The following is a 16,822-nucleotide window of genomic DNA, read 5'->3' as shown; positions in this document are numbered from 1 at the left end:
CGCTTCCCAGAGATGGTCGTCGGGATCGCACGTCGCCATTTTCAGCCGCCGCGCCGCGCGAGGGTGATGATCTCCGGGCTGCTCGCCGTCAGCCGGCCGCGATCCCAGTCCCCGAACTGCTCGGCGACAACCAATCCCGCCTCGGACAGGAACGCGGCCAACCCATTCTGGTCGAGAAACCGCAGCGTGCTGTGGCTCACCTCCGGCTGTTCCCAGCGGTCACAGGTGAAGGTGTGCGTGAACGAAACCAGGTCGCCCGCAACCGGTTCCGTTACTCGGCACACACAGTGCACCAACGCTCCGTCGTCATCGGTCACCACATCGGAATACCGCCGATCCCATGTCTCCCATTCCCGCACAAGCGGATTGCGCGTCTCGAACGCAAACCGGCCGTCCTCGGTCAGCACCGAAGCGACCACCGCCAACATCGACCGCAACTCGTCGTCCCCCACGAGCTGTTGAAAGGCATGCCCGGTCATCACCACCAACTCGAACTGCCGTACCCACCCCCGCACCGCCTCCGCATCCCCCAGCACCCACTCGATATCCTTGTGCCCCCGTGCGACTTCCAACATCGCCGCCGCCGGATCCAGCCCACACAGCCGCCCGGTGTGCCCGTCCCGCCGCGCCCGCCTTAACAGCTCCCCGGTCCCGCAACCGACATCGAGCACAGACCGCGCACCCATCACCAACGGCAGATAGAACGTGAAGTCCCCCCGCCCCTCCCACGAATTGAACCGGTCATAAACCGCAGCCAACCGTGCCTCACCGAACGCCCTGTCGACCATGATCGAAGGGTGCCAAACCCACCACCCCACCGCCACCCGTTTTCCGGCTCAACCACGTACGCGGCGGATCCCAGCGGCGAAATCGTCGAGGGCCGTGAGGATGTCGTCGGCCTGCCATACCCGATTGCGGGATCGTTGGGAAACCTCGTGGAGCACAGAGAATTCGACCAGACGATCTATGGCGCGTTGCGCGGCGACATCACTGACCCGGAAAATCCGGGTGAGATAGGCATTGTCGATCACGGGTTGCGCAACCAGCAGATCGATCACCCGCCAAGCGATCGAATCACTACGAGCGGTGGTCTTCTCGCGATATTCCGCGCGAATCGAACTGAGCTGCTCGACGAGATCGGTTCCACTACCGATGGCGAAGAACACGGCGTCGACGAACTGACGAACGATCGGTGCCGGATCGCCCCCTCGATACTGGTTCAGAGCTTCGAAGTAGGCCGCCGTGTTGACCAGCAGCCCGGCCGAGATCGGCACGGTCACGTGCTGTGTCAGACCCTTGCCCCGCAGCATCGCATGAACTAGGGCCCGTCCCGTGCGGCCGTTTCCGTCGGTAAACGGATGAATTGTCTCGAACTGCGCGTGTGCCAAGGCGATCTGCACGACCAGCGGGATATCGTCGCGGCGCACGAAATCAACCAGGTCGGCGATCGCGTCTGGCACCCGCTCGTGATGTGGCGGAACGAAATCGGCGACGTGTGGGCCGATATTGCTACCCCCGATCCATACCTGCTCGGTCCGCCATCGCCCGGCGTGGTCCGGATTGGATGATTCGAGCAGCGCCCGATGCATGGTCAGCAGCGTTTCGGCATCGACCGTGCGGCTGAGTTCAACCGCGGCTTCCATCGCCCGAACGTTTGCGGTTACGATGCGCGCGTTCCGGTTCGTGTGTTTGCCCAGCTCAGCGAGCGCGAGTTGCCGGGCGCCGACGGTCAGGTTCTCGATCTGCGACGACGCGGCGCTTTCCGTGCGCAGCAACACAGCGCTCATCGGTCCGAGCTCGCAATCCGTACCCAGCGCGGCGGACACGTGGGCGTCGAATCGTGCAAGCTGGTTCGCCGACTCTTCCGCTTCGGCCAGTAAACCTGCCGGTAGCTTTAGGACAACATCCGCGATCGCCGGAAGCACGGCGGCCGCGTAGGGACCCGCATGCTTGCGCAACTGGGTCCGCGATACATACGCATCACGGACTACCCACGGGCGGTCTTCGTACTCGACCGCAGGCCACAGGGGTCCCACCGGATCGTTTGCCATCCTCGTACGTTACCAAACCTTAAGGAAATAAGGTTTGGTAAACGATACAGTTACCAAACCTTATGCTCCTAAGGTTGGATAACGGACGGCGGGACCGAACGGTGGGTCACGCGGAGGCCGATGCTCACAGCTTCATCAGGCCAGGCCAGACCTCCGACCAGGGGGCGCGGGGTTGGTCGCAGCGCCAGATGGTTACGTCGCGGGTGGAGCCGGGGAAGCCCAGGCGGGCGTCGGCTCGGCCGATGGGGGTTATCGAGCCGAAGAGTGGGCGGACCTCGGATTCGTCGTTGCCTACCCAGAGGACAGTGGTGGCGGTGTCGGGTGGGGTGCCGAAGTAGCCGAAACCGCGGCTGGGGCTGTAGACGGCGGGGAGGTCGGTGCCGAGGACGTCGAGAGCGCTTGCCTGCCAGTAGGAGTCGGTGATGACGACGACGTTCGCGCGGTCGGCTTCGGGCAGGGATCGGTAGGCGGCGGAGGTGGCCGCGGCGAGTTCGGGCCAGCCGAACTTGCCGTAGACGCCGATCGACAGGCCCGCGTCGGCCGCGCCGGTCGCGGGCTCGATCTTGGATTCGGGTTGCCAGGGCATCGTGAATGCCGCCAGCACAACGGATATGACGATCATCGTGCTGGTGATGGTCGTCCGCAGGCGGCCGGTCTTCTCGGTCCAGCGCACCGCGCCGGCGGCGAAGAGCGCGGCGTAGCAACCGGCCGCGTAATAGGCGCGGCCGTCGGTGGCGATGAAGGCGACGGCGAGCAGGATCGGGAGCAGCGCGAGGAATCGATACTGGCGCAACGGTTCCCAGCGGAACAGGGTCACGATGCCGTAGATCAGCAGTACGCCGCCGAGGAGCCCGGCGGACGCCAAGGCCAGCGGCAGCCAGGTGTAGCGACCGCCGACGGTGGCCTGTTCCTCGGCGACCACCGCGCCGAGCCGCAGCTGCGGCCAGTCGTGGGCGGACTGCCAGATCAGGCTCGGCACCGTCACACAGAAGACCAGCACCGCGCCCAACCACAGTGCGGGGCGGCGGAACAGGTCGCGCGGGCCATAGATCGCCACGCCGATCGCGACCGCGATCCAGAAGAACGGAATCAGCCATTTGACCTGCATGTCCAGCGCGGTGGCCAGGGACGCCGACAGCAGCAGCGAGTCGTGCCGGGTGCGCACCCAGCGGATCAGCAGCCAGCTGATCAACACCCACAGCGCGGTGTCGACGGTATTGGTGGCCAGCTGGGTTCCCTGCACCAGCAGGAAGGGCGAGGTCGCGTAGGCGGCCGCGGTGAGCAACTGAGCGTTGCGCGCGCCACCGAACTCCCTGGCGATCTGGGCGCTGATCAGCACCGCGGCGACGGTCACCAGCATCGCCGGAATGCGCTGCGCCACCAGCGATCCCGGTGCGATCAGGTCCATCAGCCGGGCGATGGCCGGCAGCAGCGGTCCCTGATCGGCGTAGCTGACGGCGAGCCTGCGTCCGGCGGAGATGAAATACAGCTCGTCGCCGAAGAATCCGTACCGGCCGGCCGAGGCCAGCAGCGCGATCGCCGCGACGATCGCGATCGCGCCGACACCGACGACGGCGAACGGCGGCTGCCCCTCGCTCGAATCAGGTTGCCGTACTCGGGTTTCCGCAATGTCAGTCATCTGCCCCCACTTTTCGCGTAGCCACATCGAACAACCGGCACATATGTGCCGCGTACAGGTCCATGTCGAAGTCCGGCTCCCGGATCGCCCGCCCGGCCGCGCCGTCGATCGCGTCCCGGATGGACTTCGCCATCAGCAGCGGATCGAATTCACCGAAATCCCCGGCGCGCTGGCCGTCACGCATGATGTCGACCAGCGGCACGATGATCTCCTGCTCGCCGTCGGCCGAGGCGAACCGCGGCCGACCCTCCGCGTCGCGCAGGTTCAGCACCACATCGGTGAGCGCCGCGACGTAGTTCACGTTCGCGGCGATGAAGGCGAGATTGGATTCGATGTAGGCCAGCAACATGTTTCGCGGGCCGACCGCCTCGGCGACCTTCGGCGCGATGTGCTCCGCGCCCGAGACGTACAGCTGGATCACCAGCTGCGTCATCAGATCGTCTTTACCGGCGAAGTGGTAGGAGATGACCCCTTTGGAGATCCCGGCATGCTTCGCGATCCGGGCCAGCGACGCATTGCCGTACCCGACCTCGGAGATCACCTCCACCGCGGACGCGATGATCTGCCGCCGCCGGGCCTCCTCGATGAACGATCTTTGTTGGCCGTTCGGACTATTTTCTGACCGCACGGCCAGATATTAGCACGATCAGCCAGTGAAGTGCCGGGTGCTGCCGCGCTCCCACCCCGGATCGCCGTCCCGGACGAAACCGATCCAGCTGCGGCGCATCTCGTCGACCAGCTGCCGCGGTCGCTCGCCGCGCAGCATCGGCGCGTGCTGCCAGGCGTGGGCACTGCCGAGCAGGAACGGCAGCTCGAGGCAGTGGCACGCACCGAATGGACTGTCTTCCGGCTGCCAATCGAACCGGTACAGCCACGGCGCGACGCCGCGTTCGCCAAGCGCCGCGCCCAGTCGCCTCGTCGGCCCGCCGAACCCCTGTTCGGTGGCCTGTTCCATGACCTTCCAGTCGTCGGCGAAAAACGCCGCCGCCTCGTCCCTGGTCGTGCCGAGCAGGATCGGCATCGTGCTGCGCCGGCCCACCGCGCCCGCCGGGTCGGCATCGACCAGCGTCCCGTCTCCGGTCAGCTGGAACGGCGGGACGATCCGAGACGGTGCTCGACTCGCGACCGCGGCCTGCGCGGCCAGCAACTCGGCAACCGGCACCGCCCCGAGCTGTTCGGCCTCGATACCCAACTCCTGCAACAATTTTCCGCCGGTCTGCGCCGCCTCGTCCGGCGTGGCCGGCAGCATGCCCAGCGGCGTGCTCTGCAACACGACCTGCTGGAACAGTCCGCTCCCCCGTTCACCGGACAGCATGGCCACCAGCGATATCGCACCGGCCGACTGCCCGGCGGCGGTCACGCGAGCAGGGTCACCGCCGAAGGCCGCGATGTTCTCCCGCACCCAGGTGAGCGCGGCGATCTGATCGAGCAGCCCCAGGTTTCCGTCGCTCACCCCGGGCAGCCGCAGATACCCGAACACCCCGAGGCGATAGTTCACGGTCACCACCACGACATCCCCCAGCGCCGCGAACTCCGCCCCGTCGTACCACCCGAGACTCCCTGCGCCGCTGGAGAATCCGCCACCGTGCAGGAACACCAGAACCGGATGCCCCTCGCCCGGCGGCGCCCATACATTCAACGACAGACAATCCTCACCCTGCCGAATTTCGAAGTCCCCCATCACCCGCGCCAGCCGCGAAGCCAATTGCGGTGCCGCCGGCCCGAATTCGGCAGCCTCCCGCACTCCGGTCCACGACGCGCTCGGCTCCGGCGCACCGAATCGCGCGGCCCGCGCATAGGGAATACCCCGGTAAACCGTCACCGCCCCGTCGACCACACCGCGCACGGCCCCCGCGGTCGTCTCGACGATGCCCGACACATTGATCTCACTGGTCATGCGTCCGAGTCTGCCGCGCCCCCACCCATCGAGCCACCACTGCGCCGCCGAATGCCCGCACGGAACGGATTCGGTCCCCGCGCGTCGCCGGGCTCGCGGAGCCCGGTTTCGAGGGAGGGCACTGACCACACGAAAAAGCCGCGCCCCCAACGGAGACGCGGCCCTTCGTACTGAAACCTACAGGTACTGACCTGTGCTGGACTCGGTGTCGATCGCCCTGCTCGCGCTGGCGTTCTTGCCGGTGACCAGCGTGCGGATGTAGACGATCCGCTCGCCCTTCTTGCCCGAGATGCGGGCCCAGTCATCGGGATTCGTGGTGTTGGGCAGGTCCTCGTTTTCGGAGAACTCGTCCTGGATCGAATCGTAGAGATGCTGAAGACGCAGGCCGGGGTTGCCTGTGTCGAGGACGGATTTGATGGCGTACTTCTTGGAGCGGTCCACGATGTTCTGGATCATGGCGCCGGAGTTGAAGTCCTTGAAGTACAGGACCTCCTTGTCACCGTTGGCGTAGGTGACCTCCAGGAAGCGGTTGTCCTCGCTCTCGGCGTACATCCGGTCGACGACCCGCTCGATCATCGCCTGCACGCACGCCAGCTTGTCGCCGCCGAACTCGGCGAGATCGTCGGCGTGCAGGGGCAGCGTCTCCGTGAGGTACTTGGAGAAGATGTCCTGTGCCGACTCGGCGTCCGGCCGCTCGATCTTGATCTTCACGTCCAGGCGGCCGGGCCGCAGGATCGCGGGGTCGATCATGTCCTCGCGGTTGGAGGCGCCGATCACGATGACGTTCTCCAGGCCCTCGACGCCGTCGATCTCCGAAAGCAGCTGCGGCACAACCGTGGTCTCCACATCGGAGGACACGCCCGAACCGCGGGTGCGGAAGATGGAATCCATCTCGTCGAAGAACACGATCACCGGGGTGCCCTCGGACGCCTTCTCGCGCGCCCGCTGGAAGATGATCCGGATGTGACGCTCGGTCTCACCCACGAACTTGTTCAGCAGCTCGGGGCCCTTGATGTTCAGGAAGAAGGACTTGGCTTCCTTGGCATCCTCACCGCGCGCCTCGGCGATCTTCTTGGCCAGCGAGTTGGCCACCGCCTTGGCGATGAGCGTCTTACCGCAACCGGGCGGGCCGTAGAGCAGCACACCCTTGGGCGGGCGCAACGCGTACTCGCGGAACAGGTCCTTGTGCAGGAAGGGCAGCTCCACCGCATCGCGGATCTGCTCGATCTGCCGGCCGAGACCGCCGATATCGGTGTAGTCGACGTCCGGAACCTCTTCCAGCACAAGGTCTTCGACCTCGGCCTTGGGAATGCGCTCGAACGCGAAGCCCGCCTTGGTGTCCACCAGGAGTGAATCGCCGGGGCGCAGCTTGCGGATCGGGGAGTCCGGGTCGTCCATGTCGTCGTACTCGGCGACCTTGGCCAGCGGACCCGACAGCCAGACCACGCGCTCCTCGTCGGCATGACCGACCACGAGGGCACGGCGGCCGTCATCGAGGATCTCCCGCAGGGTGCCGATCTCGCCGATCGCGTCGAACACGCCGGCCTCGACCACCGTGAGCGCCTCGTTGAGGCGCACGGTCTGCCCGTATTCCAGGGTCGAGGTCTCGATGTTCGGTGAACACGTCAGCCGCATCTTGCGGCCGGAGGTGAACACGTCGACGGTCTGATCGTCGTAGACGCCGATCACGATGCCGTATCCGCTCGGCGGCTGACCGAGCCGATCGACCTCCTCGCGCAACGCGATCAGCTGCTGCCGCGCTTCCTTGAGGGTGTCCATCAGCTTGGTGTTGCGAATCGTCAGCGAATCGATGCGGGCTTCCAATTCCCGTGCACGATCCGGCGAATCGGCGAGTTGCCTGCGGAGTGCAGCCGCTTCGGCGCGTACCGCCTCGAGCTCTCTCCAGGCCGCCGAATCCGAATTCTCGATGGGGCTCATGTGCTGCTCCTCCCAGTCCCGGTCTATCAACGCTACCGGGCGCGAACCGTTCTCGCTTTCCGACATGGTTTCGTCGTGATCACATCTGGGCTGCGATCGACCGCCGGATAACCATGTTAGCCTGCCCTAACCCGCACTCGGTGAGCCCCCTCGCCGACCGAGCCGAAAGGTTGCTGAAGATGCTCCTTCCTGCCAGAACCCTCCGCGTTTCTCTTGCTACCGCTGCCGCCGCCCTCGCCGTTACCGCCGGGCTCGTCGGCTGTAGTTCCGATGACAACAAATCCGCTGCCACAGTGTCTTCCTCCAGCGCCGTCGCCGCCAGTACGTCCGGCAGCGCCGCGCCCGCGACCGCGCCCACCCCGGAGACGTTGCAGGCGGTGCTGGTGAAGCTGTCCGACCCGGCGGTACCCACGGCGGACAAGGCCAAGCTCATCGTCAACGGCGAAAAGCGCACGGCGAACATCGATCAGATGAACAAGGGCCTGGCCGGCTACACCCTGACCTACGCAGTGTCCGATGTCACAGTCCAGGGCAACACCGCGACCGCGCAGGTGACCATCAACTCGCCGCACGGCGCCGCCCCCGCGATGCCCATCACCTGGGAAAACGTCGACGGCACCTGGAAGCTCTCGGACACCAGCGGCTGCCTGCTCCTCGGCTTCGCCCAGGCCCCCTGCGTCCCGGCCTGACCGGCCTGCCGAAAGCCCCTTCGGTCGACTGGCGGGATGCCGGCCGAAGGGGTCCGGCCTGCTGAAATGCGCCCGCGGCCGTCAGCCCTTCGACGGCCTGCGCTGCGGCTTGGGGGTTACCGTGCCGTCGGCCAGCTTCCGTGCGCTCACCAGGAAGGCCGTGTGGCCCTGCATGCGGTGCTCGGGGCGCACGGCGAGACCGACGACGTGCCAGCCGCGCACGATCGATTCCCAGGACCGCGGTTCGGTCCAGCATTCCTGTTCGCGCAGCGCCTCCACGACTTTCGACAGCTGGGTCACCGTGGCCACGTAGACGATCAGCACGCCGCCGGGCACCAGCGCCTTGGCCACCGCGGGCAGCGCGTCCCAGGGCGCGAGCATGTCCAGCACCGCGCGATCGACCGGTTCGCCGTCGAAGCCGGCGACGTCGCCGACCGTCAGCGACCAGTTAGCCGGTCGTTCGCCATAGAACGTTTCGACGTTGCGGATGGCGTGATCGGCGTGATCCTGGCGGATTTCGTAGGAGATGACCTCGCCCTGCGGCCCGACGGCACGCAACAGCGAACAGGTCAGCGCGCCGGAACCCGCGCCGGCCTCCAGCACTCGCGCGCCCGGGAACATGTCGCCCTCGTGCACGATCTGGGCGGCGTCCTTCGGGTAGATGACCGCAGCGCCGCGCGGCATGGACAGCACGTAGTCGGTCAGCAACGGGCGCAAGGCCAGATACGGGGTGCCGTTGGTGGAGGTGACCACCGAGCCCTCGTCGGCGCCGATCAAGCTGTCGTGCTTGATCCCACCGCGATGGGTGTGGAACTCCTTGCCCTCCTCCAAGACCACCGTGTACAGGCGGCCCTTGGCATCGGTCAGCTGTACCCGGTCACCGAGGGTGAATGGCCCGGTCCGTCTGGCCGTCATGAATCTCCGTTCGCTGGAAGAACTAGTGCGGATGAATAGGCTCGCACCGGCGTGTCGGTGCCGCCGGATAGCCTGCCAGGTATGAGCTCGCCCGTGTCCACGCCCCCTGCCGACGGCGCCCCCGCGTCCGATCCCGGTGCGGCGGCGAGCCGGTCGCGCCCGGCGCTGTCGCCCTCGCGGGCAATGGATTTCAAGCAGTGCCCGCTGAAATACCGGTTCCGGGCGATCGACCGGATCCCGGAGCCGCCGAATCGCAACGCGCTGCGCGGCACGGTGGTGCACGCGGTGCTGGAGGACCTGTACGGGCTGCCCGCCGCGCAGCGGCAGCCGCAGTGCGCCGACGGCCTGGTCGTGCCCGCGTGGGCGCGGGTGGCGACCGAATGGCCCGCGGTGACCGAGCTGATCACCGACGACGAGCTGGACGGCTTCCTGGGCGAGGTGCGCTCGCTGGTGCAGGCGTATTACCGCCTGGAGGATCCGACCCGCTTCGATCCCGAGTCGCGCGAGGCGCGGGTCGAGGTCGAGCTCGACGACGGAGTTCTGTTGCGCGGCTTCGTAGATCGGATCGACGTCGCGCCGACCGGCCAGCTACGGGTGGTGGACTACAAGACCGGCCGCGCGCCCGGACCCAACCAGGAGACCAGGGCGCTGTTCCAGCTGAAGTTCTACGCCCTGGTCGTGCTGCGCACCCGCGGCATCCTGCCGGCCCAGCTGCGCCTGATCTATCTGTCCGACGAGCAGATCCTCACCTACGCCCCCGACGAAGAGGAGCTATGCCGCTTCGAACGCACGCTCGCCGCGCTCTGGGAGGCCATCCTGGCGGCGGGCCGCACCGGCGACTTCCCGCCGAACACCAGCTGGCTCTGCGCGTATTGCGACTACAAGCCGCTGTGCCCCGAATTCGGCGGCACGCCCCCGCCCTACCCCGGTTGGCCGGCCGGCGGCACCGGCGAGTCACCGGACGAGACCCTGGCCGACGCGGTCGCCGAATGATCGGGCGCTAGCGGCCCGTCAGCCAGGTGAGGAAATCCAGTGATGTGCCATGGGATCCGATGAGCGCGACCGCGACGATCAACACCACGACCCCGACCACGTCACCCATCAAGACCAGCACATTGCGCAGGCGCGGCCATCGGCCTACCCGCTCGACGTCCGAAATCATCGACGTCCTCTCATAACTCTGGTGCGAGCCCCGTGACCGCGCCCCGGCATTCTCAGTGTGTATTTCGCCCGACACACCGCACAGTGTTGCGGACCGACCATGAAATTTTCGTGAAGACTCGCGGAATTGGCGGGCACCGACAACCGATGCGCCGCCCGGCTCAGAGGGTGAAGTTGTGGAACAGCAGGACCGAAAGGCCGAGTCCAACGGCCAGGTTGACCACGACCGCGGAGCCGAACACCACAACCGGCCGCCAGCCCGCCTCCCGCAGCCCACGCAGCGAGAACTCCAGCCCGATGGACACGAACGCGAAGATCAGGAACCAGGTGCGCAGGTCGTTGACGATGGCGATGTGCGCGGCACCGGATTTCTTGTCCGCGGATTGCAGATAGAGCGTGCCGATGACGGACGCGGCGACGAAGCCGAGCACGAACTTGGGGAACCGCTCCCAGAACTGCCGCAGCGAGGGCCGCACCGCACCCGCGGTGCGCTCCACCTTCAGGGTGAAGTACGCGGTCAGCGCGATCGCCACGATGCCGATCAGCGCGTTCTGCGTGGTCTTGACGATGGTGGCGATCTGCAGCGCCTTCTCCCCCGCGATCGCGCCCGAGGCCGCGACCGCCGCCGTGGTGTCGATATTGCCACCGATCCACGCCCCGGCGACCGCGTCGGACAGCCCGAGAACGTCGGCCAGCCAAGGCAATACGAAGATCGAGGGCAGCGCGAAGATGATCACCAGCGAGGCCGCGTAGGCGATCTGCTCGCGCTTGGCCTGCACCGCGCCGGCCGCCGCGATGGCCGCGCTGACGCCGCAGATGGATACCGCCGAGGACAGCAGCGCGCGCAGTTTGTCATCGAGCCCGAGCCGCCCGCCGAACCACCAGGTGAAGCCGAACACCACGGTGATCAGCAGCAACGCCTGCACGATCGACGGGCCGGCGGCGGTCACCAGAATCTTCAGGTTAATCGAGGCGCCGAGCAGCACCACGCCGGTCTTGATGAAGAACTCGGTGCGGAAACCGGCCGAAAGCCGGTCGCGCAGGGCGAGTTTCGACAGGATGACATTGCCGAGCAGCCCGATCGCGATGGCGTACACCGGGAATTCGATCGACTTGGCCACCCGCTTGAACGGGGTGTCCGCCGCCCACCGCGGGACGTGCGTATCGAAGTAGCGGGTGAGCGCACCCAGAGCGATGACCACCACCAGACCCGCCACGATCGCGCCGACGGTCGGGCGCGAGACCGCTTGCAGCGCAGCCGTTTCCGACTTCACCGGGGCGGAAGCCGGAGTCTGCGCGCCGGTTCCGGCCGACGCGGTGACAACGCTCCCCTCGGCGGCCGGATCACCTTCGCGCGCTGGCGTATCCGACATCACGGCACCAGCCAATCCGGGATAGCGCCGACCAGAACCAACGCGATCAGCGCCAGTCCGACGATCGCCGCCAGCCAGTCCTCACTCCAGGCGACTATGCTCCCCGAGCGTTCCTCGGGCGATGTCTGTGACACGGGCGTGCTCCTTGCGTTCCTCATCGAGAGGCCGCACGGTAACAACGCCCGGTCACCCGGCACACCGGTTGCGTTCAGCGTGAATTATTCACGCATACACGACAAATCAGACGGCGATAATCCGCTCAGAACGCGCGGCAGGAGCGGATGTCGAAGGCGAGAATGGCCTTGGCACCGAGCTCGGCGAGCTGGTCCATCACCTCGTTGCCCTGTTTGCGCGGCACCATCGCCCGGATCGCGACCCAGTCGTCGTCGGCCAGCGGCGAGACCGTCGGCGACTCCAGACCCGGCGTGATCTTGACCGCCGCCTCCAGCAGCTCCTTCGGGCAGTCGTAGTCCAGCATGATGTACTGCTGGCCGAAGACCACGCCCTGCACGCGGGCGATGAGCTGGTTGCGTGCCCGTTCCTGCTGGTCGGAGCCGGTGCGCTCGATCAGCACGCCCTCCGAGTCGCACAGCGACTCACCGAACGCGACCAGGTTGTGCTGGCGCAGCGTCCGGCCCGAGCCGACCACGTCCGCGATGGCGTCGGCGACGCCGAGCTGGATGGAGATCTCCACCGCGCCGTCGAGGCGGATCACCTCGGCCTCGATGCCGCGGCGCTGCAGATCGCCGAGCACGAGGTTCGGGTAGGAGGTGGCGATCCGCTTGTCGTAGAGGTCCTCGACCCGCCAGTCCGGCCCGGCGGGCGCGGCGTAGCGGAAGGAGGAGCGGCCGAAGCCGAGGGCGAGCCGTTCGCTGACCGGCGCGCCGGAATCGAGCGCGAGATCGCGGCCGGTGATGCCGAGGTCGAGTTCGCCGGACCCGACGTAGATGGCGATGTCCTTGGGCCGCAGGAAGAAGAACTCGACCTGGTTGGCCGGGTCCAGCACGGTCAGGTCGCGGGAATCGGTCCGCTTGCGGTAGCCGGCCTCGACCAGGATGGCGGTGGCGGCTTCGGACAGGGCGCCTTTATTGGGGACTGCGACGCGCAGCATGGGCGGGGGTCCTTTCGGGGAGTGAAACTACGGAATACGACGCGGCCGTCACAGATGTCGGTACACGTCTTCGAGCTTCAGTCCACGACCCACCATCAGCACCTGCACCCAGTACAGCAACTGTGAGATCTCCTCGGCGAGCGACTCGTCGCTCTCGTGCTCGGCGGCCAGCCAGACCTCGCCGGCCTCCTCGAGCACCTTCTTACCCTGGCTATGCACGCCCGCGTCCAACGCGGCCACGGTTCCGGACCCCTCGGGGCGGGTGACCGCACGATCCTGCAGCTCGGCGAACAGGGTTTCGAAGTTCTTCACGATGGACCATTGTTTCAGACCGGTGTGCCGGACCGTTGCGGGGGCATTATGGGGGCATGCCGCTACGTACCGCACTGACCGAGTTGCTGGATTTGCGTCACCCGGTGGTGTCGGCACCGATGGGGGGTGTGGCCGGGGGTGCGCTGGCTGCCGCGGTGAGCAACGCCGGCGGGTTGGGGCTGGTCGGCAGTGGTGACCGCGCGTGGCTGGAACGGGAACTGGCGATCGTCGCGGACACCGCGCGGGCCGCGTGGGGTATCGGATTCCTCAGCTGGGCGGTGGACGACGAAACAGTCCAATGGGCACTGGCGGAGTATCAGCCGCGGGCGGTCATGCTGTCGTTCGGCGATCCGGCGCCGTTCGCCGAATCGGTTCGTGCCGCGGGCGCGGTGCTGATGGTGCAGGTCACCGACCACGACGCGGCTCGACGAGCCGTGCAGGTCGGCGCGGACGTGATCGTCGCGCAGGGCGGCGAAGCGGGCGGGCACGGCGCGGGCCGCTCGACGCTGACCTTGGTGCCGGCCGTCGCCGACCTCGTGCACCCGACGCCGGTGCTCGCGGCGGGTGGGATCGCGGACGGACGCGGCCTCGCCGCGGCGGTGACCCTCGGCGCGGCCGGAGCCATGATCGGCACCAGGTTCGAGGCAACCACCGAGGCGGTGCTCACCCCGGAGGAGGGGCGGGCCATCGTCGCCGCCCGCGGTGACGACACATCCCGTAATCGAGTCTTCGACATCGCCCGCCGCTCCGCCTGGCCGGCCAAGTACACCGCGCGCATGCTGCGCAACCCGTTCTTCGACCGCTGGCAGGACCGCGAGGACGTGCTGCGCGACGACTTCGCCGCGCAGGACGTCTACCTGGATGCCCTGCGCCGGGCCGATCCCACCGCACTGCCGGTCTGGGCCGGCGAGGGTGTCGACCTGATCACCGCGATCGAGCCCGCCGCAGAGGTGCTGGCCCGGATCGCCGCGGAGGCCGACGCCGCGCTCGCCCGCGCGGCACGCCGGCACATCGACGAACTTTGAGCGCACAGAGTTCACGGCGGCGCGTCCGCGAACTCGGTGCGCGCGAGATCATTCCGCGAGCAGCGCCGCCAAATCGGCTACCGCGGTGCGCAAGTGGCCGGCGAAGGCGTGCATCTCCGCGGCGACCGTGGTCGGCGTGGCCAGATACAGATTCCAGCGATCCGGCAGCAGGACGTACGCGACGCCGATGCAGCGCGGGCTGGTGGAGCCGAAACCGAAGTAGCGGATGTTGACCGACGGCGCCGAGCTGGTGCTCAGGTAGTCGTCGCGCATGATCAGCCAGCCGGGGCTGTCGTAGAGCGGAATCGGTTCGGTGACACCGAGTTCCGCGCCACGGCGGCGCTGGATCCACTGGAGTTCCCAGAGGTGCTGTTCGGGCGCGTCACCGGCCTGGCACTGCTTGGCCCTGGCGACATGCGCGGCGGCCGCGGTGCGCGCGGCGGCGAGCTTGGCCGCCTGATCGACCCCGGGATCCTGCATCGCGTCGACGAACGCGATCATCTCCGGGGTGATCACCCGCATGGCCTCGGTGCGGCCGTTGCGATACTGCCGGGTGGCGATGGATTCGTAAGTGGCGCCGGTGATTCCCTTGCTGCGCCGGTGCGCGAGCTGATAACTCAACTGCGCGAACGCGTCCGGGGAGATGCCGAGCCGCTTGGCCTGGGTGGTGCCGAAGTCCGGGAAAGAGACCGTCTGCGTGGCGTTTTCGGCGGCATAGCGGGCGAAGTCGGCGCCGGCGGCGGCAATGTCGTTGCGCTGCGCCGCGTCCAGCACGAAGTCGATCGGCTCGACCACCGGCAGGCCCTGCGCCTGCGCCCCGGATCGCTCGGCGTGGTCGGGCGCCGAGGTCTCCAGCAGGGCGTCGACGAAGGACAGCACGGTGGTGCCGTCGAGTCCGCAATGCTCGATGTTGATGCCCGCCTGGCCGTCCGCGAAGACGATGAACGACACCGCCTTGTCGAACCACCGGTTCGCGCTGTCGCCGTGCAGCAGGTTGTCACACGCCTGCTGCTCGTCGGCCGGCGCGAAGTCCTCCAGGCAGACGCAGAACAGCGCGGTCTCGATCGCGTCCAGCGCCGCGGCGTTGGTCGGATCGGCCAGCAATTGCTGCCTGCTCGCCGCCCATTCGGCCCGCGCCTTCGTGGTGAGATGGCCTACCGCGGAATCGGTTCGGGTCGAGCGGGCGCCGGCCTTGAGTACCTCGCGCAGCCCGCAGGCCAGGTCGTCGAGCGAGTGCGGCACGCCGTCCGGGCCGATCGCGTCCATCCGGAAGATGCTGCCGCGGAAGAAGACCGCGATGTGCGGGGCGTCCGACGGACCCGGCCATTCCGCGCTGTAGGGCACCCGGACGCTGTCCTGCTCCGTACCGGGGATGCGGGTCTCGGAGAACAGGTACTTGTTCTGCCACATGGACAGCGCCTGTCCGCGTTGCAACACCGGCGGGATCGCCTCGGCGTCCAGGGCGAGCTTGTAATCCACCGCGGCGGCGATGATTCCGGCCGCCCGGTCCACCTGGGTGGCGGCGGTCGAGGCGGCGAGCACGGTCTCGTCCCGGAACAGGAAGAAGAAGTTGGCGTTCAACGCGATCCGGTCGCGCCGGCCCAGATAGCGCGACGGCCAGAACAGGTCGAGCCAGCTGCCCGTGCCGGGGGCGGCGTCGTACTCGGCCAGGGCCGCGTGCAGCGTGCGGCCGGGTCCGTCCGCGCGCAGCAGGTCGGTGACCGCCGCCTCGGTGGTGGCGAGTTCATCGGCGGTCAGCAGCGGTGCGCACCACTCCAGGAATCTGGCGCAGCTGGCTTCCAGCGTCGGCAGGGGCACCCGGGGCAGGGTGTCGTCGGCGGCGAACGTGCGTTCGGTCAATGCTGGTCCTCGGTGTCGGCGTGGTGCTTCGGCAACGGTCGCGATAGGTACAGGCCGGCATAGAGCCAGCCGTCGGTTTCCCGGTCGGTGGTGTCGATTCCCTTGGCGGACAAGGTGTTCAGCACCTGGGCCTGCTCGGCCGCGGAGGCGAACCTGCGCTGCCGGTAGAGCCCCGGCGCCTGCTCGGTCCGGTAGCCGAGCGCGGCGAGGTCCGCGGCGATCGGCGCGAAATCGAACATGCGCAGCACGAAGTGTGCCATCCATGGTCGCCGACGCGGATGCGCGGTGGCGACCCGGGTCAGCGTTTTCTCGGTGACATAGCCGATGCACCCGGTGGAGATGATGATGTCCGCGCCGGCCAGCAGCTCGCGCTGCTCGTCGGTCGGCTCGCCGGACTCCAGGTCGGCGTGCACGGTGTCGTGCAGCAGGCCGGTCGCTTTCGCGTAGGTGAGCGCGGGCGCGGACGCGTCCATGCCGAGGAAGCGGACGTCGGCGAGGCTGTCCCGGCCGGCCAGATCGGCACGGTCGCGCGCGACGAGCGCGGCGTGGTCCCCTACCGCGGCGCGGTAGTGCTCGGCGAGCTCGGCCATGGTGGTGTCGAAGCGCAGCAGGGCCGCGTTGACGCCGTAGGAGCAGCCGATGTCGAGCACGGTGGGGGTGCTGACCCGCGCCGAGGCGCGGTACTCCCGGATCTGCTGCTGGAACACGGGTTTCGCCAGTTCCGGAATGCGATAGTCGAGGTCGGACATGCGGGCGTAGTAGTCGCGTGGATCGGGACGATCGTAGATGTCGTCGAAGGAGGCTTTCCCGGTCGTGTGTAACGGCACTGCCACAGTCGTTCCTCTCGGGTC

At 67.6% G+C, this 16,822-nt stretch carries 17 protein-coding genes; 3 read left to right on the top strand and 14 right to left on the bottom strand.

Annotated elements, in window-relative coordinates; genetic code table 11:
• Positions 1-41: 41 nt before the first annotated feature.
• From ACFYO1_RS10400 to arc, 6 genes are all read right to left on the bottom strand, one after another.
• Positions 42-788, bottom strand: coding sequence for a class I SAM-dependent methyltransferase (locus ACFYO1_RS10400; RefSeq protein WP_387229098.1), 747 nt, complete (start codon positions 786-788; stop codon positions 42-44).
• Between the two features lie 48 nt (positions 789-836).
• Complete coding sequence (locus tag ACFYO1_RS10395) at positions 837-2,051, bottom strand: Fic family protein (protein WP_387229096.1); 1,215 nt, start codon at positions 2,049-2,051, stop codon at positions 837-839.
• 124 nt (positions 2,052-2,175) lie between these two features.
• Complete coding sequence (locus ACFYO1_RS10390) at positions 2,176-3,690, bottom strand: ArnT family glycosyltransferase (protein ID WP_387229094.1); 1,515 nt, start codon at positions 3,688-3,690, stop codon at positions 2,176-2,178.
• Positions 3,683-4,318: a TetR/AcrR family transcriptional regulator gene (locus ACFYO1_RS10385; RefSeq protein ID WP_387229092.1), complete on the bottom strand. Its 636-nt coding sequence runs from the start codon at positions 4,316-4,318 to the stop codon at positions 3,683-3,685. Before ACFYO1_RS10385 ends, ACFYO1_RS10390 begins: the two co-directional genes overlap by 8 nt.
• Before the next feature lie 18 nt (positions 4,319-4,336).
• Positions 4,337-5,587 (bottom strand): carboxylesterase/lipase family protein, encoded by a 1,251-nt coding sequence (locus ACFYO1_RS10380; RefSeq protein ID WP_387229090.1) that lies wholly within the window; start codon positions 5,585-5,587, stop codon positions 4,337-4,339.
• A 177-nt stretch (positions 5,588-5,764) separates the two neighbouring features.
• The gene (arc, locus tag ACFYO1_RS10375) at positions 5,765-7,525 is read right to left on the bottom strand and encodes a proteasome ATPase (RefSeq protein ID WP_387229088.1); all 1,761 of its coding nucleotides are present in this window, start codon (positions 7,523-7,525) and stop codon (positions 5,765-5,767) included.
• A 293-nt stretch (positions 7,526-7,818) separates the two neighbouring features.
• Between arc and ACFYO1_RS10370 the strand changes: the two genes are divergently transcribed.
• Entirely contained in the window at positions 7,819-8,214 is a 396-nt protein-coding gene (locus tag ACFYO1_RS10370; RefSeq protein ID WP_387229086.1) for a hypothetical protein, read from the top strand.
• An 81-nt stretch (positions 8,215-8,295) separates the two neighbouring features.
• Here ACFYO1_RS10370 and ACFYO1_RS10365 read toward each other — a convergent pair whose 3' ends face one another.
• Positions 8,296-9,129, bottom strand: a complete 834-nt coding sequence (locus ACFYO1_RS10365; protein ID WP_387229084.1) for a tRNA (adenine-N1)-methyltransferase — start codon at positions 9,127-9,129, stop codon at positions 8,296-8,298.
• An 81-nt stretch (positions 9,130-9,210) separates the two neighbouring features.
• Here ACFYO1_RS10365 and ACFYO1_RS10360 point away from each other — a divergent pair, with 81 nt between their 5' ends.
• On the top strand, positions 9,211-10,122 hold the full coding sequence (locus ACFYO1_RS10360) for a RecB family exonuclease (protein ID WP_387229082.1): 912 nt from the start codon (positions 9,211-9,213) through the stop codon (positions 10,120-10,122).
• Positions 10,123-10,129: 7 nt separating this feature from the next.
• On the opposite strand, the gene ACFYO1_RS10355 is transcribed toward ACFYO1_RS10360, so the two are convergent.
• The 5 genes from ACFYO1_RS10355 to ACFYO1_RS10335 all read right to left on the bottom strand — a co-directional run bounded on the left by ACFYO1_RS10355 (position 10,130) and on the right by ACFYO1_RS10335 (position 13,104).
• On the bottom strand, positions 10,130-10,291 hold the full coding sequence (locus ACFYO1_RS10355; protein WP_387229079.1) for a hypothetical protein: 162 nt from the start codon (positions 10,289-10,291) through the stop codon (positions 10,130-10,132).
• Positions 10,292-10,451: 160 nt separating this feature from the next.
• Complete coding sequence (locus ACFYO1_RS10350; protein ID WP_387229077.1) at positions 10,452-11,663, bottom strand: YeiH family protein; 1,212 nt, start codon at positions 11,661-11,663, stop codon at positions 10,452-10,454.
• On the bottom strand, positions 11,663-11,797 hold the full coding sequence (locus ACFYO1_RS10345) for a hypothetical protein (protein WP_387229075.1): 135 nt from the start codon (positions 11,795-11,797) through the stop codon (positions 11,663-11,665). Before ACFYO1_RS10345 ends, ACFYO1_RS10350 begins: the two co-directional genes overlap by 1 nt.
• A gap of 125 nt (positions 11,798-11,922) precedes the next feature.
• Positions 11,923-12,774 carry an ATP phosphoribosyltransferase gene (gene hisG / locus ACFYO1_RS10340; RefSeq protein ID WP_387229073.1) on the bottom strand — a complete coding sequence of 284 codons (852 nt, stop codon included), beginning with the start codon at positions 12,772-12,774 and terminating at the stop codon, positions 11,923-11,925.
• 48 nt (positions 12,775-12,822) lie between these two features.
• The gene (locus ACFYO1_RS10335; protein WP_387231824.1) at positions 12,823-13,104 is read right to left on the bottom strand and encodes a phosphoribosyl-ATP diphosphatase; all 282 of its coding nucleotides are present in this window, start codon (positions 13,102-13,104) and stop codon (positions 12,823-12,825) included.
• A 38-nt stretch (positions 13,105-13,142) separates the two neighbouring features.
• Here ACFYO1_RS10335 and ACFYO1_RS10330 point away from each other — a divergent pair, with 38 nt between their 5' ends.
• Entirely contained in the window at positions 13,143-14,111 is a 969-nt protein-coding gene (locus ACFYO1_RS10330) for an NAD(P)H-dependent flavin oxidoreductase (RefSeq protein ID WP_387229071.1), read from the top strand.
• A gap of 48 nt (positions 14,112-14,159) precedes the next feature.
• Here ACFYO1_RS10330 and ACFYO1_RS10325 read toward each other — a convergent pair whose 3' ends face one another.
• Together ACFYO1_RS10325 and ACFYO1_RS10320 are read right to left on the bottom strand one after the other, a co-directional pair.
• Positions 14,160-15,971 (bottom strand): choline/carnitine O-acyltransferase, encoded by a 1,812-nt coding sequence (locus ACFYO1_RS10325; protein ID WP_387229069.1) that lies wholly within the window; start codon positions 15,969-15,971, stop codon positions 14,160-14,162.
• A complete protein-coding gene (locus tag ACFYO1_RS10320) occupies positions 15,968-16,804 on the bottom strand; it encodes a class I SAM-dependent methyltransferase (RefSeq protein WP_387229066.1) in 837 nt (278 codons plus the stop codon). Before ACFYO1_RS10320 ends, ACFYO1_RS10325 begins: the two co-directional genes overlap by 4 nt.
• Positions 16,805-16,822 lie beyond the last annotated feature (18 nt).

The sequence above is a fragment of the Nocardia sp. NPDC006044 genome (assembly GCF_042871115.1).
GTDB lineage: Bacteria > Actinomycetota > Actinomycetes > Mycobacteriales > Mycobacteriaceae > Nocardia.
The sequence above is the reverse complement of the archived record's forward strand: the minus strand, read 5'-3'. Positions and strand labels throughout refer to the sequence as shown.